The 24,165-nt window shown below is 61.6% G+C and carries 17 protein-coding genes; 7 read left to right on the forward strand and 10 right to left on the reverse strand.

All coding sequences use genetic code 11. The features are described from left to right. Positions 1-40: 40 nt before the first annotated feature. The 5 genes from OJ996_RS03535 to OJ996_RS03555 form a co-directional block, all read right to left on the reverse strand. Positions 41-706, reverse strand: coding sequence for a TVP38/TMEM64 family protein (locus OJ996_RS03535; protein WP_264511229.1), 666 nt, complete (start codon positions 704-706; stop codon positions 41-43). Beyond that, entirely contained in the window at positions 703-3,111 is a 2,409-nt protein-coding gene (locus tag OJ996_RS03540; RefSeq protein WP_264511231.1) for an endonuclease/exonuclease/phosphatase family protein, read from the reverse strand. The genes OJ996_RS03535 and OJ996_RS03540 overlap by 4 nt, the downstream gene beginning before the upstream one ends. Next, positions 3,104-4,390 (reverse strand): glycosyltransferase, encoded by a 1,287-nt coding sequence (locus OJ996_RS03545; RefSeq protein ID WP_264511233.1) that lies wholly within the window; start codon positions 4,388-4,390, stop codon positions 3,104-3,106. The genes OJ996_RS03540 and OJ996_RS03545 overlap by 8 nt, the downstream gene beginning before the upstream one ends. A gap of 29 nt (positions 4,391-4,419) precedes the next feature. After that, positions 4,420-6,651 carry a hypothetical protein gene (locus tag OJ996_RS03550; RefSeq protein ID WP_264511235.1) on the reverse strand — a complete coding sequence of 744 codons (2,232 nt, stop codon included), beginning with the start codon at positions 6,649-6,651 and terminating at the stop codon, positions 4,420-4,422. Between the two features lie 152 nt (positions 6,652-6,803). Beyond that, positions 6,804-7,289, reverse strand: coding sequence for a DUF892 family protein (locus OJ996_RS03555; RefSeq protein WP_264511237.1), 486 nt, complete (start codon positions 7,287-7,289; stop codon positions 6,804-6,806). 66 nt (positions 7,290-7,355) lie between these two features. Between OJ996_RS03555 and OJ996_RS03560 the strand changes: the two genes are divergently transcribed. Beyond that, positions 7,356-7,499, forward strand: a complete 144-nt coding sequence (locus tag OJ996_RS03560; protein WP_264511239.1) for a hypothetical protein — start codon at positions 7,356-7,358, stop codon at positions 7,497-7,499. 3 nt (positions 7,500-7,502) lie between these two features. Here OJ996_RS03560 and OJ996_RS03565 read toward each other — a convergent pair whose 3' ends face one another. The 4 genes from OJ996_RS03565 to OJ996_RS03580 form a co-directional block, all read right to left on the reverse strand. Then, positions 7,503-9,650, reverse strand: coding sequence for a hybrid sensor histidine kinase/response regulator (locus tag OJ996_RS03565; protein WP_264511241.1), 2,148 nt, complete (start codon positions 9,648-9,650; stop codon positions 7,503-7,505). Positions 9,651-9,736: 86 nt separating this feature from the next. Then, complete coding sequence (locus tag OJ996_RS03570; RefSeq protein ID WP_264511243.1) at positions 9,737-10,438, reverse strand: CheR family methyltransferase; 702 nt, start codon at positions 10,436-10,438, stop codon at positions 9,737-9,739. 95 nt (positions 10,439-10,533) lie between these two features. Beyond that, complete coding sequence (locus tag OJ996_RS03575) at positions 10,534-10,722, reverse strand: hypothetical protein (protein ID WP_264511245.1); 189 nt, start codon at positions 10,720-10,722, stop codon at positions 10,534-10,536. A 246-nt stretch (positions 10,723-10,968) separates the two neighbouring features. Next, entirely contained in the window at positions 10,969-14,097 is a 3,129-nt protein-coding gene (locus OJ996_RS03580) for a glycoside hydrolase family 78 protein (protein ID WP_264511247.1), read from the reverse strand. A 187-nt stretch (positions 14,098-14,284) separates the two neighbouring features. On the opposite strand from OJ996_RS03580, the gene OJ996_RS03585 reads away from it, so the two are divergent. The 6 genes from OJ996_RS03585 (at position 14,285) to OJ996_RS03605 (ending at position 21,808) form a co-directional block, all read left to right on the forward strand. Further along, a complete protein-coding gene (locus OJ996_RS03585; RefSeq protein ID WP_264511249.1) occupies positions 14,285-14,668 on the forward strand; it encodes a hypothetical protein in 384 nt (127 codons plus the stop codon). A 320-nt stretch (positions 14,669-14,988) separates the two neighbouring features. After that, the gene (locus OJ996_RS03590; RefSeq protein ID WP_264511251.1) at positions 14,989-17,082 is read left to right on the forward strand and encodes a TonB-dependent receptor family protein; all 2,094 of its coding nucleotides are present in this window, start codon (positions 14,989-14,991) and stop codon (positions 17,080-17,082) included. 919 nt (positions 17,083-18,001) lie between these two features. Beyond that, positions 18,002-18,538, forward strand: coding sequence for a tyrosine-type recombinase/integrase (locus tag OJ996_RS26505; RefSeq protein WP_425605543.1), 537 nt, complete (start codon positions 18,002-18,004; stop codon positions 18,536-18,538). After that, on the forward strand, positions 18,535-19,356 hold the full coding sequence (locus OJ996_RS03595) for a hypothetical protein (protein WP_264511253.1): 822 nt from the start codon (positions 18,535-18,537) through the stop codon (positions 19,354-19,356). Before OJ996_RS26505 ends, OJ996_RS03595 begins: the two co-directional genes overlap by 4 nt. Before the next feature lie 1,025 nt (positions 19,357-20,381). Next, positions 20,382-20,774: a hypothetical protein gene (locus tag OJ996_RS03600; protein WP_264511255.1), complete on the forward strand. Its 393-nt coding sequence runs from the start codon at positions 20,382-20,384 to the stop codon at positions 20,772-20,774. Continuing rightward, on the forward strand, positions 20,771-21,808 hold the full coding sequence (locus OJ996_RS03605; RefSeq protein ID WP_264511256.1) for a helicase RepA family protein: 1,038 nt from the start codon (positions 20,771-20,773) through the stop codon (positions 21,806-21,808). The genes OJ996_RS03600 and OJ996_RS03605 overlap by 4 nt, the downstream gene beginning before the upstream one ends. Before the next feature lie 290 nt (positions 21,809-22,098). Here OJ996_RS03605 and OJ996_RS03610 read toward each other — a convergent pair whose 3' ends face one another. Then, a complete protein-coding gene (locus tag OJ996_RS03610; RefSeq protein ID WP_264511259.1) occupies positions 22,099-23,049 on the reverse strand; it encodes a hypothetical protein in 951 nt (316 codons plus the stop codon). Positions 23,050-24,165 lie beyond the last annotated feature (1,116 nt).

The raw sequence follows: 24,165 nt of genomic DNA on the forward strand, positions 1-24,165 counted from the left end.
TTTCTGAAGCAAATTGCTTCCGCGATCATGCGGATCGCAATCAGGAGGCTTCGTCCTGATTCATCATGGCTCCGAAACGCTTCCGCAGAAGATATCCCGCGAGCAGGATTGCCGCCATCACACCCGTGAGGATGTAGATCCACGTCGGATTGAATGTCGTTACCGCACTGCCGGCACCGACCGGTACGAAGCAGAAGAGGACATAGGCCGGCGCACCCGCCCAAAGGTAAACGCGAAAGGGAACATCGGTCAGCGCGAGCAGATAAAGCTTGGCTGCATAGGGCGGACCGTGAATCGCGGCGAAGAGTGCCGTGAACCAGATCCGGTGCTTCTCCTTGATCGGCGGGATCTTCCGTCCCGCTTTCTCCAATCTGCGCCGGACACTGTCGCGGAAAGACCCGTGCGCCAGATAGAAGGCTGCGAAGTGGTGGAAGAAGGTTCCCGCCGTGGCCAGGATCATCCCGCCCGTGAGCCCGAAGCGCACGCCTGCCAGAAGTAGCAGAATGCTCAGCGGAAAGCCCAGCACCGGCAGGATGCAGAAGGCCGCTATGAACCATGCCGGGTGCAGGTCCTTGCCCCACGCCACCAGTGCCTCGCGGCTCAAGTCCGCCCGGTGGTGCCAGATCATCCAGCCTGCCAGCAGCAGGATCACCAGCGTCGAGGCGATCTTCCCCCGGTGCTTCATCATGAGTTCGGTGAGCTTCATGTGGGCGGATGAAGGGTTAGCTCCACGCAGAGCGGGAGATGATCGGATGCCATTATGGAGGTCGGTGTGCGTGGTCGCTCAACCCGTTCGACGCTGAAATGCGAGCTCGTGAAGATATGATCCAGCCGCAGGAATGGCGAGGTGGAAGGAAAGGTAGCGAGCGGGACGTGGTCCGGTGCGATCGTCTGACTGTCCCGCATCGCTCCCGCCAACCGCCTGAACACCTTCGACCGCGCCCCCGAGTTGAAGTCCCCGCACAGGATCACCGGCTCATCCTCCGGGATGCCCCCGATCCAGTTCTTCCCTAACAGCTCCTCCGCCTGCATCCTGCGTTCCTGCCGCCCCAGTCCGAAATGGGTGTTGATAAAATGGAATGCGGGACGCTCCTCGATTTCCAGTTTCACCCAGATCGCTCCCCGGGCTTCCTTGATGAAACTGTGTTCCGCGCCCGTGAGCAGACCCGATTTAACCACTTGGAAGGGGTAGCGGGAGAAAATGGCGATGCCGTAACGCTCCGCCTCTTCCTCAAGCATCGCGTGGAAGACGTGCGTCATCCTCAGGTGGTCCGCGATGAGCTGCGCCTGATCATGACCTCGGCTCCGCGGGCGGTGGGCATCCACCTCCTGCACGGCCACCACGTCCGGATCGAAATGGTTGATCACCCGCGCGACCCGCTCCGGCCGCAACTTGCCATCGATCCCCAGGCAACTGTGGATATTGTAGGTCATTACCCGCAGTGGCAGATCGGCCTCCCGCTTTGCATGCTCTGGCACGCGTTCCTCCCGGACCCCGTCCCGACCCAGATAGTGTTCCGCGATTTTCTTCAGATCCTCGCCGCGGACCCGCTGCCCTGTGCGCGCCAAGTGTGCCACATGCCAGCGCCGGATACGGTCCGGCACGAGCAGGAAGCCGCGTGTCTCTTCGTAGCCCGGACCGCAGTGGGCGCCGTTCTCCAGCGGGAACGACATTGGCTTTCCGCGATGATCCCATCCGCTGATCACGATATCGCCCGCATCCCGGTGGAAGCAGAGGCTTACAAGATCATCCGCGGCTTCATCCAGAAACGGATGATCCGGACCAAGAACTTCAGCGCGATCGCCGGGCAGAATCCAGGCACCTCGGGGATTGAAGCATTTCACGTCTCCGTCCTTCTGCTTCAGCATCACCAAGGGGATGCCCGCTTCTACGACCAGGGCGCGGGCGTAGTCCTCCATGGCGAGTGCTCCCACCTGGCAGGGTAAGTAGAGGTGGCCGATGGGCCCCATCGCCGCCACCACGATTTGGGTCGAAGGATCCGCTTCGTCTCCGGAAGAACTCTTCGGCGGCGTGCGGCGACGATTGGGAGCACTGCCCACCAAGTCCGGGGAATTCCTCGACCAGATGCCGTATCCGGCGAGCGGTCCATTCTTGAAGATCTCGGCCAGCGCGATCTCCAAGCTTCGGCCATGGCGGTTCTCGTAAGGCTCGGTGTGTTCCTGGCCATGATCGGAGTAGATCATAAGCTCATAGTCACGATGACCCGATTGGTGACCCGCCCGATAGATATCGCGGATCGTCCGGTCGATGCCCTTGAGCGTCCAATGAGCAAAAGCAGAGTCGGGGCCGCGGCGGTGTGCTTGTTCGTCGTAGCCTAGGAAGTTTGCATGGATGACCTGCGTTCCGCGCTCGATATCCAGCAGCACTCGGAAGCGGATCAACTCCCGCACGAGGATGCACACCACCACGCGTGCGGGCACGAAGGCGATCTCCTTGAGGAAGTTCTCCCGTTCGTAGAGGCCCTTCACCGCATCGATCAGAGCCAGCACGAACTCGACCACTGCTAGGCCGATCATGCGCAGGATCTTTGGCAGGTAGACGATGATCAGCAGCAGGCTTTTGAAAGGATGAAGCCGTTTCAGCAATTCATCCGGTGCCAGGTCCTGCGAGCAATAGCGGGTGCGGCTCGCACCGGCGCGATAGATATTGGAGTAAGCGTGTCCCTCCTTGAGCAAGGGGTTCGGGCATCGGTCGAAAAGTTCCTTCTCAATCTCGGACGCGGATTCAGCTTCATACATCCGCATCATCTTGCCGGTGGGGCGATGAAGGAAATGGAATGCGGGCACCGCAGCCCTCACTCCGTAGAAGATCTCCGCCTGAACCGCGGGTGTCGTTGAAGGGATGCCGGAATAGAAGTTCTCCAGCGAGAAGTGGCCGCGCTTCGTCAGCCGTGCGAGGAATGGCATCCGTCCCCGTTCGATCGCCGCTTCCAACTGCGTGCGGGAAAGCCCGTCGATCTGGATCAGGATCAAGCCCGGTTCGTCGGTCTCTCCCGATGGCCGCGTGACTCCCAACAGGAGCGCGGCCCAATGCGTGCGGCTGACCTTTCGCCGCAGCCATCTCAGGCGGACGGCGATGCTGCTAATCAAGGCTGGCCTCCGTGGCTGGGGTTACGATCACCGCGGCTGCCGCGGCAGAGACCTTGGCGGAAAGCAGGTCCCACTCCATCCCGATCCCGTCGATGAGCCGGTCCCAAGGCATCGGATCATCGTCCGCCAGGCGGTCATGCCGCGCGATCGTCTCCTTGTAGCAGTCGATCATCCGGCTTGAGCACCGGTCCGTCTCGTATTCTTCCGCGCTCAGTCTCGCATTCTCCACGCAATGCCGGCTCAATTCGTCGTCGTTCATCAAACGCTTCAGGGCGGCGCGATACTCTTCAGCGCTCGCATGCGCCGCGAGAAGCAGGCCGTTCTCACCATCCTTCAAGATCTCCCGCACCCCCGGACCATCCAGCGCCACCACCGGATTTCCAGCCGCCATCGCTTCCGCCAGCACGATCCCCTGCGTCTCCGTTTGTGATGCGAAGACAAACCAGTCCATCGCGGCGTAAGCTCCTGTTAGATCGCTCCCCGATTTCTTGCCCACCGCGAAGATCCGCCCTTCACCCCCGGCATCGGCCAGGATCTTCGTCATCTCCTCTCGCGCATCGCCATCACCGACTAACAGGAAGACCGCCTCGGGATCTTCCTTGAGGAGCGGAGCCACCGCTTCCGCGAGGAAGATCAGATTCTTCTCCTTCGCGAGTCGTCCCACATGCCCGATCACCCGCGCACTTTCCGGAATCCCCGCTTGCCTGCGGAAGCCCGGTCCGTCGCCCTTTGCAAAAGCCGCCGTGTCAATCCCGGTCGGAATCGATGAGATCGGCACCGTGACCTCACGGTCCCGCAAGAGCTTCGCGATGCTTTCGCTCGGCGCGATGATCCGGTCGCAGAGATTACAGTACTCCGTTGCCAGCTGGATGGCCATCCGCTTCAGGGCGGGAGAATCCAGCGGCACATAGTGCGTGTAGCGCTCGTAGAGCGTGTGATGGGTGAAGACGATCGGTGCCTGCATCTTCCATGACTCGCGCAGAGCCGCATCGCCTAGCAGGAATGGATGATGGCTATGGATGATGTCCGGCCCGAAGTCTTCCACGAAATCGCGGATCACGTTCGGCAGCGGCAGCCGCACGCAGAAGTCGCTGCCGTTGAAATTCTGGATTGCCGGCACCCGCAGAACGTCGGGTGATTCCATCGCCCCATCGAATTGGGGCGCGATCACCTTCACCTCGTGGCCTTGCCGACGACAGGCCTCCTCAAGCGTATTCACCGACCTCGCCACGCCACCGACGTGGGGGAGATAGGTATTCGTGAACATCGCGATTCTCATGATCAGGGCAATTGTGAAGAGAAACGGTCTTAGCTCGGTTGTAGCGGAAACACCTCACGGCTTCCATCGGCGCCGATTGGCACGAATCCGGGAACCTCGATCCTAACGCGCGGCGCTTCCCCGCGCCAGTTTGCTTCCAAGGTCAGTTGGGAGTTGGCGACCTTCACCGTCACCGTTCCCCATGAGGTCAAGGTCGGGCCGAAGTGAAGCTCGCCCTCCAGCCATTCCGGCAGGATACCCGAGCCTAACACGAGTTCGTCGGATTCCTCGCGCACGAAACAGTTGCGGATCATCATCACCCATTCCGCCGCCGCCCAGCCGTGCTGCCCGTCGCCCATGCAGCCGCCCAGCGAGAGCGGATGGATCGCTTCCGGCCATTGTCCCGTAGGAGAAGCGAGCTCGGCCACACGGCGGATCAATCCGGCGAAGCGCGGATCCCCGGCCCGGAGCAGCGTCTGCGCAAGGTCGAGCGTGAGATAGGCATTCACCCCGCTGTGAATCATCTCTTGGAAGAAGCCGCCTTGCTGGAAGCATCGCTCCATCAGAAACTCCACCGTCTTCAACTGCCGCGGCTCGCCCGCGGGATAGAGCTGCAGCGGGTAGTCCGCCACCATCGACCCGATTGCACCCGCATCCATGCGGCGGCCCGGCGCGGCCGGCATCGCCCCGAGCGAGCGCTTCGCCGGGATGCCTGCCAAGCTTGACTCGATGCTGGTCTCGTAGGCTTTTGCCAGATCCTCCGCTTCCTTGGCCGCCGCCGTATCACCGGCCTTGTGCCAGTAGTCCGCGATCGCTTTCAGACCGCCCCATGCCCAGAAATCATCCCAGTAGTAGTAGTCGTTAGGTCCGAGATGCTCTGCACTGAAGCCCGCAGGGAGCAGACCTTTTGTGCCAACCGGGTCATTCGTCGTCAGCCGCTTCTTATCGAGCCAGCGCACACCCTTCCGCAAGGCTTGCTCCATGTCCGCATCCAGCTTGCCACCCGTCATCGCCGCGTAGCGGGCCACGATCCAGAGCACTTGCCCGTTCGAGTCCCATTCGCCCTCCTGCGAGAGGAAGTAGCCGTTGATCTGTTGTCGGCCGGGAAATGCCGCGAGCACCCGCGTCGCCCGCTCCACCAATCCGATCGCCAGCATCGGGTGAAGCATCAGGCAGGCATCGCGGAACCAGAAGCGACGATAGGTATAGGGCCCGGGAACCAGATCCTCGGCCGAAAGCAGAAGCATGGTCCGCACCGCCGCATCGTAGAGGAATTGGATCTTCTCATCCGGCACCCTCAGTTGTGCCGTCTCCTTCAGCGCTTCCTTCCATCCCAGATTCACATCGAGATGCTTCGCTTCCTTGGTATCGCGATCCAGAGTGGCGGATACTCCCAGCACGCGGGGCTTGCCCGCATGAATCCGGAACAAGGCCGCCGCCGTGGCCATGCCTGTATCGCAGCTCGTCTCGCGCTGCTCGCTGCTACCCGGCAGATCGAGATACACGTCGCCTTCCGCATAGTGGGCCATGCGCAGGGAGTCGGGAGCTTCGCCCAGTTTTACGCTCGATTCACCATTCACATGGAAGGCCGTCCCGCAGCTCTCCATCTCGATCCGGTTGATGAACTGCACCCCCTCCGCGTTGTAGGGCCTCACCGCCACCACCACCCAGCCGTCTTCGTCTGCAGTGGCGCGCACCTCGGTACAGACCTCCGGTTTGCCCTCGCGCAGCACCATCTTGGTTTCGAGGTCCAGCCTCAGGCCATCCTTCGCGACCTCTGTTAGAACGATCAGCGTCGGGTCGAGGATCAACCGTTGTGTCACCGCGGAGTCATCCAGTTTGCTCGGCAGCAACCGGCGGCGCTTCTCGGTCACGATCCAGAAGTCCAGCGACCAGCCGTCATGCAGTGGAGTGACGAGCCCCCGCGGATCCACGATCGGATAAGCGGCCACCCCCGGCAGTCCCACCGCCGTCCAGTTGCGGTGTGTCAGATTGATATGGCTGAATGAGAATGCCCGCGGAATAAACGAAGGGTCCTTCGGATTGAACTGCCGCTCCACCCAGTAGGGCCAGACCCAGTCGAGGTTATGCTGGATCGCTTTCGCGTTCACCAGGCCGCGCGCATGGAAGACAATTCCCGCCCGCAGAAGTTCCAAGGGCTCCGCTACTTCGGAAGGCTGCGAGAAGCGCCGCATCCGCGCCATGAAGGTCGCGGGATCGATGACCCCGTAGCGACGGGCCGCGTGCTTCACGAGAAACTTCCATGGTAGAAACCGGAACATGAGTACCGGGAAGTTTGCACGATTTGGTCCAGATTGCAGCAAGGAGCTCAAACCCGCGTTGCAAAGGGATAAGCCCCTTCCGCTCCCTCTTTCCGGGATATGCAATCTGCATCGGGCAGTCACTCAACCCGTGCATTTTCGTCAGCGACCTTTCAGTGCGGGCGGGCCAGCACCAGCTCGCCCGTCATCCCGCTCGGGATCACGGACTCGGTCGCCATCGGAAAACATTCCAGCAACCCGTTCAGAGCCTGGTCGAGATGAACCAGATCATCCTTTGCTCCCAGCTTGGCGGCGAGACTACGCGCCACGCTGTAATTCAAAATCTGCAGCCGATGTACCGACTCGCAAATGTCCTCCGCCAGATCGCTGCAGGAATCGCAGTTTTGAGTCATCTTCGAGCGTGAAGCCGCGATCAGGCGCCGCATCGATTGGCAATCGTCCCCCGAAATGGAAATCCCATGGGTCTCCGCCAAGTTCTCCAGGAGATTGCGGCGGTCCCGGCTATGATCGGTCAAGGCCTCCACGCCGTGGTCGCCTGAACGCGCAGCTGCTTCCGAATAGAAGCTGATCAGCTGGAGTTCGCTGCAATGAAGCATCCGCAGCTTCCGGAAATAAGCACCCTTCAGATCCGTTTCCATGCATCATCTTTCGCAAGAACAATGCCACTCTTGAAATGACCTGTTTTCGGCCGAGGGTGAGCGACCATGGCCTCAAAATCCGAAGTCACGAAAACGCCATCCAAGCCCATCGAGCCGGCCAACGACGGCTTCCCCAAGGAGAAGGATGTCTCGACCCCGCCACCCGGCACGGATCAATCCAAAACCCGCCCGGATCAAAAGAAGAAGTAGCGCTCAGGCCCCGCTGGCGCAGAGTGCGAGCACCTTCCGGATCCGCTCGATACTGACCGGTTTCGGGAGTAGGTCCTGCGCGCCCAAGCTCTTCACCTCGGCGATCCGCTCGGGGCGTACGTCGCCGCTTACCACTAGTATGCACTGGAGTCGTGGTGGCTTGGAGCTTTGCAGACTGCGCAGGATTTCGGTCCCGTCGAAGTCCGGTAAATTCAAATCCAGCAGCAGGATATCGTGCTGGCCGCTCGCCAGCAGATGGATCGCCTCGCGCCCGGTTTCCGCGGTTTGTACGGTGGCTCCTTCCGCTTCCAGCAGCTGCGCCGTCGTCACCCGCGCCACCTGGTGGTCTTCCACCAGCAGGATGCTTCGGTCCTTCAGGGAGTCGCAGTGGATCTCGCCGGTATCTTTCGCCATCCCATCTTCCACGCACTCCGCAGGGATGTGGATGGAGAAGGTCGTGCCCACTCCCACCAAGCTTCTCACCGTCACCTCGAAGCCGAGGGCATCCAGCAATCGCCGGCAAATCGCCAGTCCCAGCCCCGCCCCTTTGTCCCGGTTGCGTTCCGGGTTCCTGAGCTGGAAGAATTCATCGAAGATTGAGCCGACATGCTCACTCGGAATCCCGATTCCCGAGTCGCTCACGTCGATCACCTGGCCACCGTCCTGCCCATCGCGGCATTCCACCCGGATCTCACCGGACTCCGTGAACTTCACGGCATTTGAAATGAAATTGGCCAGCACCCGCGCTAGCTTCGTCCGATCGGAACGAATGATCACCTCCCGCGGTAGCACATGCTTCAGCACCAGCCCGCGGCGCTCCGCCAGCGGCTCGGCTTGAGCCAGCTCCGAGCGGATCAGTTCGCCCAGTGAGAATTCCGAGAGGTCCAGGTCCAATCGGCCGGAGTCGAAGCGGGTCAGGTCGAGCACGTCGCTGACCAGATCGATCATCGCCCGGGCATTGCTCCACAGGTTCGTCGCCAGCGCAGGCACCTGGTGAGCCCGTGCCGGATCCTTCGCGCAGCGCTCGATCAGTTCGGCCAGGAGCGAGATCGCATTCGCAGGGGTCCGCACGTCGTGGGATACCGCCGCCAGGAACCGTGTCTTCTGGATCGAGGCCTCTTCCGCGGCCTTGCGCTTCTCCTCGATCTCCTTGCGGAAGCGGATCGCCTGCAGTGCGAGCGCCGCTTGTCCCGCCAGCCATTCCGCGATCCGGAAGTCGTGTTCGGACCAGCGTCGGGGCGAGCTGCTATAGAGCTCCAAGGTCGCGACCGGACGCCCCTCGTGCCAGATCGGCGAACCGAGCACCGCCCGGAAGGGGCGCCCGGCACCCGGCTGCGGCAGACGGAGATCCGCTCTCGCCTCGATGTCCTCGATGCAGGCTGTCCGTCCGCTGTCCAGAAGCAGCGAGGAGAAGGACTCATCATAGCTGAAGTCCGGCGGCACCGCACCATGCAGGCCGAATCCCGTGCTCCCGTTCAGCTCGATCGCCCCCTCGTTTTCGATCACCACGGCAGCGGCCTGCACCTCGTCTCCCAGCACCTGCACGCCCGCTTGGCAGATGCCGTTCATCACCATCACCTCGTTCATGTCGCTCTGCAGCCAGCGACCGGATTCCAGAAGGGTCTGCAAGCCGCGTTCGCGCCGCAGGAGTTCGTGGTTGGCATCGCTCAGCTCGGCGCTCTGCTGCTCCATTTCCTCCGCCTGTTGCCGGAGTTCTTCGGACTGTTGTTCCAGTTCCTCGCTCTGGCTCTGGTACTCCTCGTTCTGCCGCATGATTTCCTCTTCACGCGCGGCGATCTCCTCGTTGCTGGCGGCCAGTTCCTCGTTGCTCGTCTCCAGCTCGACGTTCAACTGTGAAAGCTCGTCGTTCGTTCGCTCGATGCGGTCCAGTGCCGCCAGGATCGCGTGGATCACCCCTGCAACCAGCCAGATATTCGCGAGCTGGGAGCCGATCAGCAGCTGTTCGTACTGCGGCGTATTCACGCCCGCCGGGGTTAGCCACAGGATTTTCACCAGCGCCGTGGCAGTGAAGGCCGCCGACATCAGATACAGGCAGAATCGGTCCCGGGTCCAAAGACACAGCAGTAGCGGCAGGCCTGTGGAAATCGGGAAGACCCGGTCATTGTACACGCTCAGCCTCAGCCAGGCCATCAGCCCAATGATTCCGAGGCTGAGGATCAGGGATAACGCGAAAGGGGGTGCTTGGCGCCGTTTCGACGCGGATGAGGAGATGCGGGTCATTCCACTGGGTGCTTCCGATAAATGCAGGGGCCCACTTGGGTGAGGCCGTTCAAACGGGGTTTCTCCGCCTTCCCCACCACCAGTACGCCGCCGGGGGCGAGCGCGGCCCGGAGTTTCTTCCAGAGCTGCGCCACCACTCCGCTCTCCAGATAGATGGCGAGATTGCGGCACAAGATCATGTCCCATGGGCCGGGGTCACTGTCGGTCAAAAGGTCACGGCATTCCCAGCGCACCGAGGCATGGATTGCGGGTGCCACGGCTACCGATGCCTTGCCCCGGATCAGGTGGCGTTTCGCAAGCGTCGGCGGGATGCCCGAGGCCGCCTCGGGAGAGTAGATGCCTCGCTCCGCTTCGGAGATCGCTTCGCTGCGGAAGTCCGTACCCAGCAGTTGCTTGAGGCTCAGCGCAGCGTGGTCGGCGAGCATCATGGCCACGGAGTAGAGTTCCATTCCGTTCGAACACGCGGCACTCCAGACCCGCGGTTTTCCCGTTCGGGCCACCATGGCCGGGATCACCTCATCGGCCAGATGCTCGAAGACTAGGTCGTCGCGGAAAAAGGAACTCGTTCCGATCAGCAGGGCATCGATCGCGAGTTGCAGCTTCGGGGGCTGCCGGGTCAGCAGATCCTTGGCGACCGCGATGGACGGTACTCGGAGCGCCCTAAGGCAGGCGGGAAGACGCCTGATCAGCGGGGCCATTCGGTAGCCCGCCGGATCAAGTCCCGCCATGCGCAGCACTTCAAAGGCGAAGACACCTTCAATGCAGGGAAATTCGCGGTCCTCCAGAGGCCCTACTACGTCGCTTCCCCGAAGGCCTTGAGAGCTATTCTCAAGCCTCCACGATAGACCACGCCCATCCCGTCGCTGCTGCCCGAAGCTGAGCGGTATTCCGGAAAAGCCGATGCAGCGGTATCGCTCCGGGCGCTCGCCGGGGGAGAGAGCGCGTTCGCGATCGGAGAGCCATTGTTGCGGACGATGGGCAAGAGGGGGGACGTCAGGCATCGGTATCGCGGAGTCGTGAAGCAGCCGCTCGCTTAAGGGCGCGGAGATGCCGCCCCGCCCGGCGGGAGCACTTCATTTGCAACTCCTGTTCCAAGATCGGCATGCCCTATTACCCCTAGAATTGCGGAGCTAGGAAGCCGCAAATGGCCTCTACCGCATGAGAGCAATAGTGCAAAGCGCACCTTCCGGAATTGCATCTTGCATCCGGTTTCTATTCGGCAGCTGGCCTAATTCAGCGTTACTTGGAAGCGATAGGTTCCCGAGCCTGTCTCGAAAATGGTTCGGTTCTTTTCTTCTCGCAGGAATCTTGCCCCTTCTTGGGTGACCTTCGCACCGGGTCGTGCCGGCACGCTCACTTCGGCGCTCGTGTTGGGAGGCACCGTTACCTCCATTTCAAAGGATTTTCCATCCGTCTGCCACGAGCAAGAGATCGTCCCACGCACCGACTGGTAGTGTCCCTTCGCATGCCTGAGTCCGCCGCCGGGGACCGGTGCGATGGAGATTTTTCCAAACCCCGGTTCCAGCGGGGTGATCCCCAGCACGCTCTGATAGAGCCATTCCACGCAGGCGCCGTAGGCGTAGTGGTTGAAAGAGTTCATCGAGACATCGCCGAAGCCGTTCTCCACCGTGTAGCTATTCCAGCGCTCCCAGATCGTGGTGGCACCTTGCTCGATCGAGTAGCCCCACGAGGGATAGGTCTTCTTCCGGATCAGGGCATAGGCCAGATCATCGCGGCCGATCTCGCTCAGCACCGGAAGCAGCAGGTTCACGCCGAGGAAGCCGGTGCCGAGGTGACCTCCCTTGGCATCGATCGCGGCGGCGAGGTGCTTCGCCGCCTTCGCCTGCTGTTGCTCATCCAGTAGCTCGAATCTCAGCGCCGCCAGATAGCCGGTCTGGGTATCGTTGCCGATCTTGCCATCGGCTTTCACGAAGGCGCCTTGGAAGGCGCGGCGGATTTCCTGGAAGCGCTTGGCGTAGGCCGCCGCTTCTTCCGTCATGCCCAGCGCGGTTGCCAGTTCACTGGCCAGCTTGTTACTATAGGCATGGTAGCCGGTGCCGAGCAGGTCCTTCGGGGTGTCGCCGCCCACGGCCAGCCAGTCGCCGAATCCCTCGTTCGGGCCGATGTCTTGCGGTGCCTTGCTGCGGTAGAGTGCGAGGTGTTTGCGGATCGCTTCGAAGTGTTCCATGGCTGCCCGGGTATCGCCATACATGCGGTATAGGGTCCAAGGCACGATCACCCCGGCATCGGCCCATCCGGGGCTCCACATGTCGTGATAGACGGGAGCCATCCCGGGGAAAGCTCCAGCCGGACTTTGTGCGTCCACCATGTCCTGCGTCCACTTGGTCAGGAAGGCGTTCACGTCCATGTTGTAGGCCGCCGTTTGGGCGAAGACCTGCGTGTCGCCGCTCCATCCCATCCGCTCGTCGCGCTGCGGGCAATCGGTCGGCACCTCCAAGTAGTTGGAGAGCTGGCCCCACAGGGTATTCTTGTAGATCGCGTTGATCAGGGCATCGGAGCAGGAAAAGGAACCGCTCGTCTCCAGGTCGGAGCTGATCACGATGCCCGTCAGCGTGGAGGTTTCCGCGGGGTAGGGGAGACCGCTGATCTCCGCATAGCGGAAGCCATGGAAGGTGAAGCGTGGTTCCCAGATCTCTTCCCCGCCACCCTTGCAGATGTAGTGGTCGGTCGCGCGGGCGGAACGCAGGTTCTCCGTGTAGAGCTTGCCGTTGGGTTGCAGCATCTCGCCGAATCGCAGGCGGATCACGGTGCCGGCCGGGGCCTTCACCTTCAGCCGCACCCAGCCGGAGAAGTTCTGGCCGAAGTCGAACATTTGCGGGCCGCGATCCGGTGAGACGATCTTCACGGCCTTCAACTCGGCCACCTTGCGGACCGGCGGCATCGGGTAGGCTTCAAGCGTGGCGGGTTCGAATTCGGGGCCGCTCACGACCGGCTTCCAGCCCTCGTCCTTGAACCCGGGCGCGTCCCATCCCGGCTGCTCCAGGCGTGCATCGTAGCTCTCCCCGGCGAACATGTCGGCCTCCAGGATCGGGCCGGTGCTTGCTTTCCATGAGCTGTCGCTCGCGATCACCTCGCTACTGCCATCATCGTAGTAGAGGTGGAGCTGCGCCTTCAGCCGGGTCTTCGTGCCGTGGCGGTTCTGGCCCAGGATGCTGATGTTGCCACGGAACCATCCGTCTCCGAGCAGTGCCCCCAGGGTGTTCGCACCGGGTTTGATCCGTGAGCTCACGTCATGGGCGCGGTAGTAGAGCCGCTTGCGGTAGTCGGTCCATCCGGGTGCGAAGTAGGAGTCGTCCACCGGCTCGCCGTTCAAGCGCGCCTGCACATGGCCGAGCGCGGTGGTGTAGAGCACGGCTCGCTTCGGCTGGCGCGTCACGCTGAAGTCCTTCCTGAGCTGCGTGGCGGGCAGGTAGCTCTTCACCACCGGTTCCGGCTTCAGCGCACCCCACGGCGCGGAGCCGTTGTTTCCCTGCACATCGGCCGCCTCGAAGCGCTTGCCGTCGCGCGAGGCTTCCCAGTCCTTGCCCGTGCTGAAGTTCAGCACGCCGCCGTCCGCAAACTCGACCGTGATCGCGCCTAACAGACCGGTAGCGGCTCCACCGTTCACGACTTCCGCGCTCAGGGTGTTCTCGCCGGGTTGCAGCACCGCGGCCACGGCTTTCACGCCCACGCTTCGCCATGATTTGCCCGAGAGCGAGGCACTGCCGTTCACCGCCAGGGTGAACTCGTCATCAGCGGTGAAGAACACGGTGGCTTGCCTCACCGGCCGGTCGGCAGGCAGTTGGAATTTGCCCCGGAACCAGGATTTGCCCTCGGCATCCGTCTTGCCCGCGCGGATCCAGCTTGCCCCTGCGAAGGCATCCAGCGGCGGCATCGTCTCGCGCCACGGCAGATCCGCGGGCGCGACTTCATCGAGCCCGATCCATTCCGCCTTCCAGTCGCCCTTCTCTAACAGACCCGTGCGCCATCGCGCCGCTTCGCTCCATGGCGAGGCCTTGTCCTGCCCATCCCAGACCATGACCTTCCAGTGCGCCTGCGTGCCGCTGCCGGGGGCCTTGCCGGCGTAAGGCAGATGCAGCGTGGTCTGCGAGACCACCTTCCCTGTATCCCACAGGTCGCCCTGATCCTTCGCCAGTAGCTCGGCCGATGAGGCGACCAGGAGACGGTAGGCGGATTGGATCGCATTCTTGTCCTCCGATTCGATTCTCCACGACAGGCGCGGCAGCTCGTCCACGGCCTCCGGATTCTGCAGCGAGAGGACCTTGGGATCCACCGCTGCGATGTCGCCACGGCTCGTCGTGATCAAGGCGAAGGCGGCTAGAAGGAATCGATTCATGTTCTGGATTTGAATACTTTCAGCCGCCTGCGTTTCCTTCAAGCAAAGCTGCAGGCCGCAGCGTGGATGACAAAAGAGCGGTCGGGGAGATTTACCTTGCGGTGGGGGAGGGGGCTTCCTAGGTAAAGGTGTCCTTGCGCTTCGAACTCGGTAGCAATCTCATACCCTGAAGAAGCTCTTCCAACTCGTGCTTGTCTCTCTCGGTTGCCTCCATCTGGCGGGCGGCCCGTACTCGCTCATGCAGGTCTATGCATGGGCCGGCATGTTGGTGAATTACTCGAAGACCGAAGGTCTTCTGCAAGGTGCCAAAGACACCTTCAGTGGCGAGAAACCCTGCGAGCTCTGCTGCAAGATCGCCGAAGCGCGGAAGGATGATCCCAAAGGTAAGGAGACGCCCTTGCCTTTGCCCTCGCTCGGCAAGTTTCTCCAGGATTTCGTGGCCGTGGACCTTCCCTTGCTGAGTCCCCCGCGCTCGACCGCCTATCTTCAGCCCGCCTTTCCGGGCCGCTGCGAATTGGAGCGAATCCTCAGGATCGCGCCCGCCCTTCCGCCTCCCAAGCAGCTTGCTTGAAGGCTCGCGTGTGCCCCTAAGGGACCTGCGTTCGCAGGTCTCGGTGGCTATCCTCGGATCATGCTTTTCGCCGCGCGCCCTTGAGGCTGCGGCGGCATCCGGAGTGAAGCCGCACTTGAAGGGCTATCGCCAGATGTCTGGCGATTTGTGCGCGGCCTTCGGCCTTTAGCGACTTTCCGGTCCCGCAACTCCGGCCTCGTGCCGGACGCGCAAGGACAAAGGGACTGGAACCCTCCTGCCGTGGGGGCTTCGTCCCCGGGCGGCAGGAGGGACTTCCTCCCCTCTCTTTCTCTCATACTTCCACCCAACTTCCTCATCCCGTGAACTCGATTCGATTCAGCCTGCTCCTCGCCGGCATCCTCACTCCCTTCCACCATGCGGGCGCTGCCCCGGAGACCGAAGATCCCGCCTCCAAGGAGGAGACCCCTCTCAAGGAAATCGTCGTAACCGCCTCCCAAGGTAGGACCAGCCCCTCTCTCACCGTTCCTTCCCCGGAAGACAGCCGCGCCGAGTTGGCGAAGGTGCCGGGCGGTGCGGAAACGGTCGATGCCGAGCGCTATCTCACCGGCCGCGCCAGCACCGTGGCGGATACCTTCGCGCTCTCGGCCGGCGTGTTCGCCCAGCCGCGCTTCGGCTCGGATGAAGCTCGCCTTTCCATCCGCGGCTCCGGCTTGCAGCGGACCTTCCACGGCCGCGGACTCCGGGTGCTTCAGGATGGCGTGCCGATCAACCTCGCGGACGGCGGCTTCGACTTCCAGGCCCTCGATCCACTATCCGCATCGTACATCAATGTGTGGCGCGGTGCGAACTCGCTTGCCTACGGGTCCGCTACTTTGGGCGGTGCGATCGACTACGTCTCCCGTACCGGCCTGACTTCGCCCGGATACTCCTTGCGCATGGAAGGCGGCTCCTTCGATTACCTCCGAACGCGGGTGGCGGCGGGCCTGTCCGAAGGCCCGCTCGATGCCTATTTCAGCCTTTCGCATCAATCGCAGGAAGGCTTCCGCAATCACTCGGAACAAGATGCCCAGCGGCTCTTCGCGAACTTCGGCTGGAAGATTGCCGACAACATCGAGACACGCCTCTACGTCACCGCGCTCACCACCGATTCCCGTCTCCCGGGCAATCTGACCAAGCGCGAACTGGAGACGGATCCCAAGATGGCCGCTCCTAACAACCTTCTCCAGGACCAGCGCCGCGACTTCGAACTCTACCGCCTCGCCAGCAAGACCACGGCCACCTATGACAACACCACCGTGGATCTGATCGCGGCTTGGACCTACAAGGATCTCAACCACCCGATCTTCCAAGTCATCGACCAGAAGTCGAACGATGCGCTCCTCGGCTTCGCGATCACGAACACCGATGACCTCTTCGGCCTCGGCCACCGCATTCGTGCCGGTGTGAACTACTCCCGCGGCGAGACCCATGCGGCGAACTACCTGAATGTCGGCGGCCAACGCGGGGCGCTTGTGCAAAAGGACGACCAGACTTCACAGAACCTCGAGACCTATCTCGAAAGCCAGCTTGAACTCGGCTACGGCTTCACCTCCGTGCTCGGTGCCGCTGCCTCGCGGAACGAGCGCGAAACCCGCCGCATCTTCGGCGCTACCCCGCCGAATAGCAGCTACGACCGAACCTACGACGACCTCGCGCCCAAAGTCGGCCTGCGCTGGGAGCATGAGGACATCCAAGTCTATGCGAACGTCAGTGGCAGCTACGAGCCGCCCTCCTTCAGCGAATCCGGTACCGCCGTCGTGGCGAACCGCGCGCAGGAAGCCACCAGCTACGAGCTCGGCACCCGCGGCACCCAAGCCTTCTTCCGCTGGGATGCCTCCGTCTATCATGCGCAGGTCGAGGACGAGTTGCTTACGGTCCAGCTCCCGCCGCCCGCAGCCATCGGTGCCACCGGCACCATCAATGCCGACCAGACGATCCACCAGGGCGTCGAACTCGCCACCGAGATCGATCTGTTAGGAAAATCCTGGCTGGAGAACCCCGCGCATCGTCTGGTCTTCCGCACCGCATGGACCTGGGGCGACTTCCACTTCGATGATGATCGCACCTACGGCGACAACCGCATCGCCGGTCTCCCCGAGCATCTGATCCGCGGCGAACTCCTCTGGGAAAACGACTGCGGCTGGTATGCCGGCCCCACCTTCGAGTGGGTTCCCACCAAGACCTGGGTCGATCATCGCAACACCCTTTCCGCCGACCCCTACGCCCTGCTCGGCTTCAAACTCGGCCGCCGTGTCGAGGAAGGCCTGTCCTGGTTCATCGAGGGCAAGAACCTCACCGACGAGCGCTACGCCGCCACCACCGGCGTCATCGAGAACGCCAACGGCACCGACCAACGCCAATTCCTCCCCGGAGACGGCCGCGGCGTCTTCACCGGCGTCGAATACCGCTGGTGAATCATAGACCGCCGCCAAGTGAGGGACAGGAGACTCAAACCCTTTTGTCCTCAGCTTTAGAGAAGCTGGAGGCGGAGGTGGGAATCGAACCCACGAATAGCGGTTTTGCAAACCGCAGTTAACAACGCTAGATGTGGATTTGCTGGCGTGCCATCCACTTACCATCCAAAACGCGCCTTGACGCACCGAAGCGAAAAGGGGCGAAAATGCTAGGCATGAGGAAGCCCAAGGCCCGGTCATGGACTGATCCCAAAACCGGCAGAGATTACCTTCGCGTTAGGTCGAGCGATGCCAACGGGAAGGTGATCGCACGCCTTTTCACCGATCCGGATGATGCCGACCGCTACATCGCTACCCTCACGAAGGAGCGGCAGCGGCATGGCCGAGCGGCGGCCGTCAATTCGGACGAGATCGACGCGCTCCGGGTTTGGCGGGAATACGTCGCAGCGGAGAGCACCGCCGGCCGTGACGCCCCGGCATTGCGCGACATCATCCGCCAAGCAATCGAGCGGCAGAAGGCTGGAGTGAAAAGTCCCGAGATCGGACAGCTTCGCGATCGCTTCCTCGAAGCGCGGGCTAGGGAAGAGCTTTCTCCGCGTCACTTGGTTGGTCTGAAGCACCGACTCAAGCGCTTCGTCTCGTACTTCGCCCCCGGTGACCTTGCCGGGGCCATCACTACGGAGGAGATCGAATCCGCCCTGAGCTCAATGCGGGCCGGCGGCTTGTCCGCGCAGACTGTGAAAGGAATCCGCACCGCAGCCCACGGGTTGTTCCAGTGGGGGATCGACCGCGGGCTGATCATCACGAACCCCGTGACCAAGGCGAAGGCAACCCAAGGTCACACAGGGCGAGGTCGGCACCATTACCCCCTCACAGCTTCTAGGATTGCTCAGGACGGCATTGCTGATCTGTCCGCGCCGTGCCCGCCTTGGCGACTTGGGCCTTCTGTGGGGCGCGTAGAGCGGAAATATGCCGACTCTCCTTCGAAGACTTGGATAGGAAGCGGATGGAGCTTCGAATTTCCGCCAAGGTGGCCAAGAGCGGGGTAGCGAGATTTGTGCCCATCCCTTCGGCCCTCGTTGCTTGGCTGGAAGCTGCCGAAGCAGCAGGAGTGGCCCCGGTGGGGAAGCTCGTTCCGGGGGGCTCCGAAGGCCGTTCGGAGGGCCAGATGATCCGCTGGCTGAAAGATGTGCGCGAAGAAGCAGGAATCGTCGATTGGCCGGCGAATGCCCTGCGGCACTCCTTCGCGTCGCACGCCTGCGCAATGCACGAGGACTTCGCGAAGGTCGCGGCTTGGCTTGGCCACGCGCGGGACCCTCGCTTGCTCGTTGCAAGGTATCGCCATGCGGTGGCCAAAGATGCCGGGGCAAAATGGTTTGATGTTCAGCCTCCTAAATCGTCCGAACGGAGTCGCTCGCAAAGGGGCTCGGATAACGTGTTGAGAACCGCGTCATGAGTGAAAAGCGCTCGCACCCGCTCTCCCGGACACTTAGCGAGTGGGCAGAAGGCGCTACTCCCGTGGTGCCGTTCGCCCCGAGTGTTGAGGAGTTCCGTAAACTCATAGACCTCCCCAACGACTACTGGTTGCTAGCAGCCCCAACCGCAAAGCGTCGGATCGCGCAAACATACTTTCGCTCCAAGTACCTCGGATTGGCGCTTTGTGGGCGCGCTTGTCCTGTCGAAACTCATGAGCTGATTTATCTGGCCGCGGCAGGCAATTCGCGTGGATTCGCACTCGTCGATGCGGCCTTCTACGCTTGGGAATTGGGCCCAGTCGCCTTCGCCAAGTTTGGCTTGGCCACGCAATTGGAGGGCTTCCTTTCTGCGCTCGAAGATTGGACAAGGGTCTATCAATACGCTGAGCCATACGCTGGACTTGAATCATCGATCAAGGCCATCGAGCCGGACGCGCCGATCGATCCGGAAGAGAAGAAGTATTGGCTTCATGCAGCGCTGGAGCACTCGGCCAGCGCCGATGCGTTCGCAGACTCGGTTGCCGACATACAGCGCCGAAAGGTCGCGGCCGAAACCCGAAAGAAGAAACGGGGGACCAATAGGAAGGCCCCGGAGTTTCTCAATTTCGTCGCCTTCGGTTGGCTCCCGCGTTCCTTTTGGACAATGACGGCGGATGAAATCCTCTGGAAACTCGGTGGTGGCAACGATGCGGTTAGGTCCTCCGAGCGGATAAAGAGGGACATTAGCCGTCTAGGGTTCGGGAATTCGCACCGCTCGGACTACGGTGCGGTACTGGCAAAAATAATTGAAGATGCTTAGCATGTTGATTTCCAGTGTTATCCATCAGTGTCCCTAGGACAACGGTGGACCGTGGAAAAGGTGCACTGGGGCGTGTTTAGGCGCACCAATGCGCCATGGCCACCACACTACCGAATGACATGGACCCTGCATCGGATCAGGTCATCCATACCCGGAGATCGCTGGCGCAGCGTCTCTGCATTTCCCTGCGATCGGTCGATCACCTCCAGGCAAGGGGCATGCCTTGCCTGCGGATCGGGCGCAGTCGGCGATACATTGAATCCGAAGTGCTTGCTTGGCTTCGTCGCAAGGGAGGTGCGGCGTGAAAGGAGAAAGCCCCGCCAGCCGGGGACGGGGCAGATCTTCAAAACGCTTCTGAAGACTGTCACAGGAAACTTTGCAGCGCAAGCTGCCATCGTCGCCGCTGATGGGTCTGAGAGATCGGAAGACCTTCAGTCCAGCCGGTTCGAGGCGGCCCTTCATCGCGGTGAAAGGAGGGCCCCGTGACGTCTCCTACCTTCACGAGGTGCGGCCTTCCCCAATGGCTCTTGGATCACCTCGCCGCGCCGCCAAAGCACGGAGAGGGGGTTCACCAGTGGCTCTACAAGGTAGCCCGGCACCTTCACGCCCACCGAAAGCCGGAGGACATTGTGAATTTGCTCGCTGTGGCGGTTCAAGGCTGCGGCCGGCCTGTTTCCGAGCGCGAGATTCAAGAGGCGGTGCGGAATGCCTTGGCAACCGCGTGGCAGCCAAACTGCGCCCGCGAGGCCATAGTCGAGCCCGTGCAACGTAGGTGGCCGGCGCTTCATGCGGAAGCGAGATCCAAGGCTGTAGCCACCTCCGGAATCCTGGGCTTAGCCGATCTTTGGGACGCTAGCCCGACCCGCTGTGACTTGGATGCGACCGATGCCGAGTTCTTCGCGGATTCACTCTTTCCAGGCAACCCTCTGCTCTGCATTGGAGTCAGCAACTCCAATTTCAGAACGGCGCCGCGTGAAGACTTCCGTGGTCAGCTTTCGGAGCTTTCGCTCATCGTGCCTTCCCCAATGTCGATGGCGACCGGCCTCACCAAGGACGGCCGCATTTCGGCCCACACGCTGGACAACACCGGCCCTCGGCGCTTTCTCGTGACCGAATTTGACTCGGGTGCCGCTGACGAGCAGGCGGCGCTTATCTGGCATCTCCGGCAGTTTGCCCCGACTCTCGCTCTTGTCCTGTCTTCCGGCGGCAAGTCCCTCCACGCTTGGTGGAAGTGCCCTGAGGGGGAAGGTGGGATCGTAAGGGAGTTCATGCGCTACGCGGTTTCCATCGGCGCGGATCCGGCAACATGGACCCGATCTCAGTTCGTGCGACTCCCCCAAGGGTGGCGGGCCGACAAGGGAAAGCGCCAAGAGGTCGCATACTTCGATCCCTCCAAGCTTGGAAAGGAGGGTGGATGAAAACGGATGAATGGAAGAGTCCGCCAGACCCCGACGCAAAGGCCGCACAATCGTTCCCGATCACACGGGCGGATCTTTTGGAGGGCATGCATGTTGCGGCGGACTTTGTGGAAGGACTCCTGACCGATGGAGGCGCGAGCGTGGTCTATGGCGCATCCAACGTCGGCAAGAGCTTCTGGATTCTCGACCTTGCGGTGCATGTCGCAACCGGCAGAACATGGCGGGATGAAATCGAGGTGGACCAGGGCGCGGTGGTCTATGTGGCGCTCGAAGGCTCCAACGGGCTGAAGAACCGGCTTGAGGCACTCCGCCGCGAAGGACGCTTGCCGGATGATGCCCCTCTCTACGTCTGCACTGCCCCGGTGTCCTTGCTGGAAGCGAGCCATGCCCGGATGCTAGCCGAATCTGTAAAGGAGGCAGCGAGCCAATCAAACTTGCCCTGCCGCCTTGTGGTCCTCGACACGCTCGCAAGGGCGATGGCTGGGGGCGATGAGAACAAGGGGCAGGACATGACCTTTGCGGTTGCATCTATCGACGTCATCAGGGCGGCGACCGGGGCGCATGTCTGCGTGGTCCACCACTGCGGCAAGGATGAGGCAAGAGGAGCCCGCGGGCATTCCTCCCTCCGGGCTGCGGTTGATACCGAGATTGAAATCTTCCGTCCCGAGGGCGAGCGCGTCTCCACCGTCCGCGTGACCAAGCAGCGCGACCTTGAAGCAGGCGAACCGATGCCCTTCACGCTCCGGCAAGTAATGCTCGGCGCGAACCGCCGCGGGAAGCCCCTTACGTCCTGCGTGGTGCATCACGAGGACGAAATGATGGCGAGCAAGCCTAGGACGGCAGGCAGGAAGGCAACCTATCAGCCCGAAGCCATGCTCGCCTACCTCCCGGCGGCAAACGTGAAGGAGTGGCAGGAGCGGGCGAGCGAGGATTGCGGAGTATCCCGCTCGGTCTTCTACGAGTTGAAAAACGCCCTTCAGCAACGGAAGGCATACCGCGCTGAGGTGGGCACCGGGAGGTTGGTCAAGGAATGAGTCCGGAAAGTCCGGCAAGTCCAGAATTGGATCTTCGGATTATCGGACCAATGGAGTCCGGAAAGTCCGGTATATCTATAGATACCGGACTCCGGACTCCCCCCGATTCCGGAGCCGTCCGACCCATCCGTGGCCGGAGTGCATCCCATGTTCACCCCGCGGCCAAGAGATCGCGATAGGGGAGGTCCAAGCAGCTAGTTTCTAGCGGGCAGAAGGGATGGGCGACCTCAGCTCAAGGGTGCGCACTCGGCGACGTACTTCCGAAGGTCAGCTGCTAGAGCTATGGAGCTTTACGTCCCGATCGGAGGAGGGATTGGTGTTGATCGTGGAATCAGTGGCCGGATGAATTCCGGCTTGGCGACCAAGCGGAGGTGGATGGTGAAAGCCTCATTCTCGGCTCGTTCGATGGCTTCCGCAGTTCCGAACTTCTGGGCACTCTCACCAGTGAGTCCGGTTCCTCCTGCTTCGTTATCATCGCTGAGAGGTGCAGCACAAAGCCCTCCTGAATACGGCGATGATTCGGGAATGAAGGTGACGGAAATGAGACCAGTTTTCTCATTCTTGACGATACCGGCCCGGGCTCCTTCCGCAGTGCCTACCTTGAAGAAGGTGAAGCGGCCAGTATCATGGGCGGGCCGTTCGAGAACCACGAAATCCCGCGCGTTTACCCGCCACGTGCCAACGTCGTGGCCGTCGATTTCCACCTTTGCATCGCATCTCCGCTGACCCCCGTTTTCGAGGCGGATGGTGTAAGGTGAGCCATGGGCCATGGAAACGTATCCTTCGGAGAGTTCCTCTCCTTCGGGAATGTGGACGGAGTAATGACTGTGTTTCATAGCGGGTTCGGGCTCGGGATGGGCTGTTGATTCCAAGCGATTGGTTTCTTGCGCGGCTGCCTCTTTGAGCATTTGCGAGGGAAGAAGGAGAGCTATCAGGTAGGGAACCCCCGTGATGCCAGCGGCCCCCATGACCCACACCAACCATGCAGGAACCCGAGCGTCCTTGAGTCTCCTCCCAAGGGATCGGAACATCCAAAGGGCGGAACCAATCCATGCAGCAAGGGTCACAACCACCCCTGCGCCGTCTCGAAACGCCGCCGCGACAAAGCTGGTCACGGCAACTCCAATACAGTCGCGGAGAAACTCAAGTCGGTCGATCGGACCTCCTTTCTTCCACCCATGAAAAACCAAGGCGGCAGGAACTCCGCAAACTAACAGAACGGTGAGGATTTCTTCAAGCATGGGAGGAAGCCCGCACCAGGTGGCCCGGGAGTTCAGAAGTCATGACAGCATGACCGCACGGGCCTTTCAGGACCCCGCGATGCGAGGCCCCTTGGACATGCGCCGGTGCCTCCCGGACCCTTTGTCCGGTTGGCTGTCATGGGTTCTGACGCCCAGCCCACGCGATTGCGTGGCGCGACGGTTCAAGCACACGCTTTATTAATTTTCAAGAAGTCTTCTACTTGCGCTTCTCGTCATTCTTCGCCCGCAACTTCCCGTTCGCTTCCGCTACCTCTTCGTCGGTACTTTCTACACCTGCCGCGTGAGCGTATGCGGTTTCTCGAAAAGGGCGCGTTCGGGATTTTTTCGGGGGATTTGGGCAGCCACTGCTGCGCAGGACAAAGATCTGCTTCGTGGGAGGCCTGCAACGAGAGCACAGGACGTCTTAGTCGTTGCCTCTCGAATTGCCTGATCGCGGGTCCTGGAACACGCCGGGGGGAGTGCAGGCAATGCTACTAGCGGGAGACTTCCTTCATCGTTCGCGGATCATCTTGGGTGAAAAGTGCTCGTCCCAAGGATGGGCCCCAAATAGATCGGGTTGCTTCCGCCACTGCGTTCGCAGCGGAGATCCTCTCATTGCCGCGACAAGCTTCTATAAATTTCGAGCGCCACCTCTTGGAAAATCATCTCCGCTTCGGGACCCTCCGCGCACGTAGCGAAGAGAGGGAACGTCATGCAGTCCCCCAACATTACCCTTCTGCGGCCTTGGTGGGTTCTGCCGAGTACGAGATAAGGCTGGTTGCGGTCTTCATCGATTACGATGGTCCAATGCTCCAGATCGCGGGCGCCGCTTTCTTCGATTTGGCAAAGCACTAGGTCCATGATCGATCCAACCCACAGCCGTTCGGTCGGAGTGGGAGATCTTCCCGTTCCAGTCTCCTCTGCGCGGGGCTTGCTCTGGGGTACAGGTTCAGTCAGTACATGCTGGGGAGGCAAGAAGTCGGATTTCACGACGAAGGCTCGACCGCATCCCGAGCATCGCACGCGCTGGCCGGTGAGGTCAGCATGGGCTACCAGCAAAGTTGCGCACTCGGGGCAGGCAATATAGCGCTTCATTTTGGGCAGGATAGTGGCTTT

The sequence above is a fragment of the Luteolibacter rhizosphaerae genome, assembly GCF_025950095.1.
GTDB classification, from domain to species: domain Bacteria; phylum Verrucomicrobiota; class Verrucomicrobiia; order Verrucomicrobiales; family Akkermansiaceae; genus Haloferula; species Haloferula rhizosphaerae.

Excerpts from the sequence above, each read along its gene's own strand:
- OJ996_RS03555 (WP_264511237.1), bottom strand. The coding sequence starts at position 7,289 with ATGGAAACGGATCTGAAGGGTGCTTATTTCCGGAAGCTGCGGATGCTT.
- OJ996_RS03610 (WP_264511259.1), bottom strand. The coding sequence starts at position 23,049 with ATGCTTGAAGAAATCCTCACCGTTCTGTTAGTTTGCGGAGTTCCTGCC.
- OJ996_RS03605 (WP_264511256.1), top strand. The coding sequence starts at position 20,771 with ATGAAAACGGATGAATGGAAGAGTCCGCCAGACCCCGACGCAAAGGCC.
- OJ996_RS03570 (WP_264511243.1), bottom strand. The coding sequence starts at position 10,438 with ATGGCCCCGCTGATCAGGCGTCTTCCCGCCTGCCTTAGGGCGCTCCGA.
- OJ996_RS03550 (WP_264511235.1), bottom strand. The coding sequence starts at position 6,651 with ATGTTCCGGTTTCTACCATGGAAGTTTCTCGTGAAGCACGCGGCCCGT.
- OJ996_RS03600 (WP_264511255.1), top strand. The coding sequence starts at position 20,382 with ATGTCGATGGCGACCGGCCTCACCAAGGACGGCCGCATTTCGGCCCAC.
- OJ996_RS03580 (WP_264511247.1), bottom strand. The coding sequence starts at position 14,097 with ATGAATCGATTCCTTCTAGCCGCCTTCGCCTTGATCACGACGAGCCGT.
- OJ996_RS03565 (WP_264511241.1), bottom strand. The coding sequence starts at position 9,650 with ATGGCCTGGCTGAGGCTGAGCGTGTACAATGACCGGGTCTTCCCGATT.
- OJ996_RS03595 (WP_264511253.1), top strand. The coding sequence starts at position 18,535 with ATGAGTGAAAAGCGCTCGCACCCGCTCTCCCGGACACTTAGCGAGTGG.
- OJ996_RS03535 (WP_264511229.1), bottom strand. The coding sequence starts at position 706 with ATGAAGCTCACCGAACTCATGATGAAGCACCGGGGGAAGATCGCCTCG.
- OJ996_RS03560 (WP_264511239.1), top strand. The coding sequence starts at position 7,356 with ATGGCCTCAAAATCCGAAGTCACGAAAACGCCATCCAAGCCCATCGAG.
- OJ996_RS03545 (WP_264511233.1), bottom strand. The coding sequence starts at position 4,390 with ATGAGAATCGCGATGTTCACGAATACCTATCTCCCCCACGTCGGTGGC.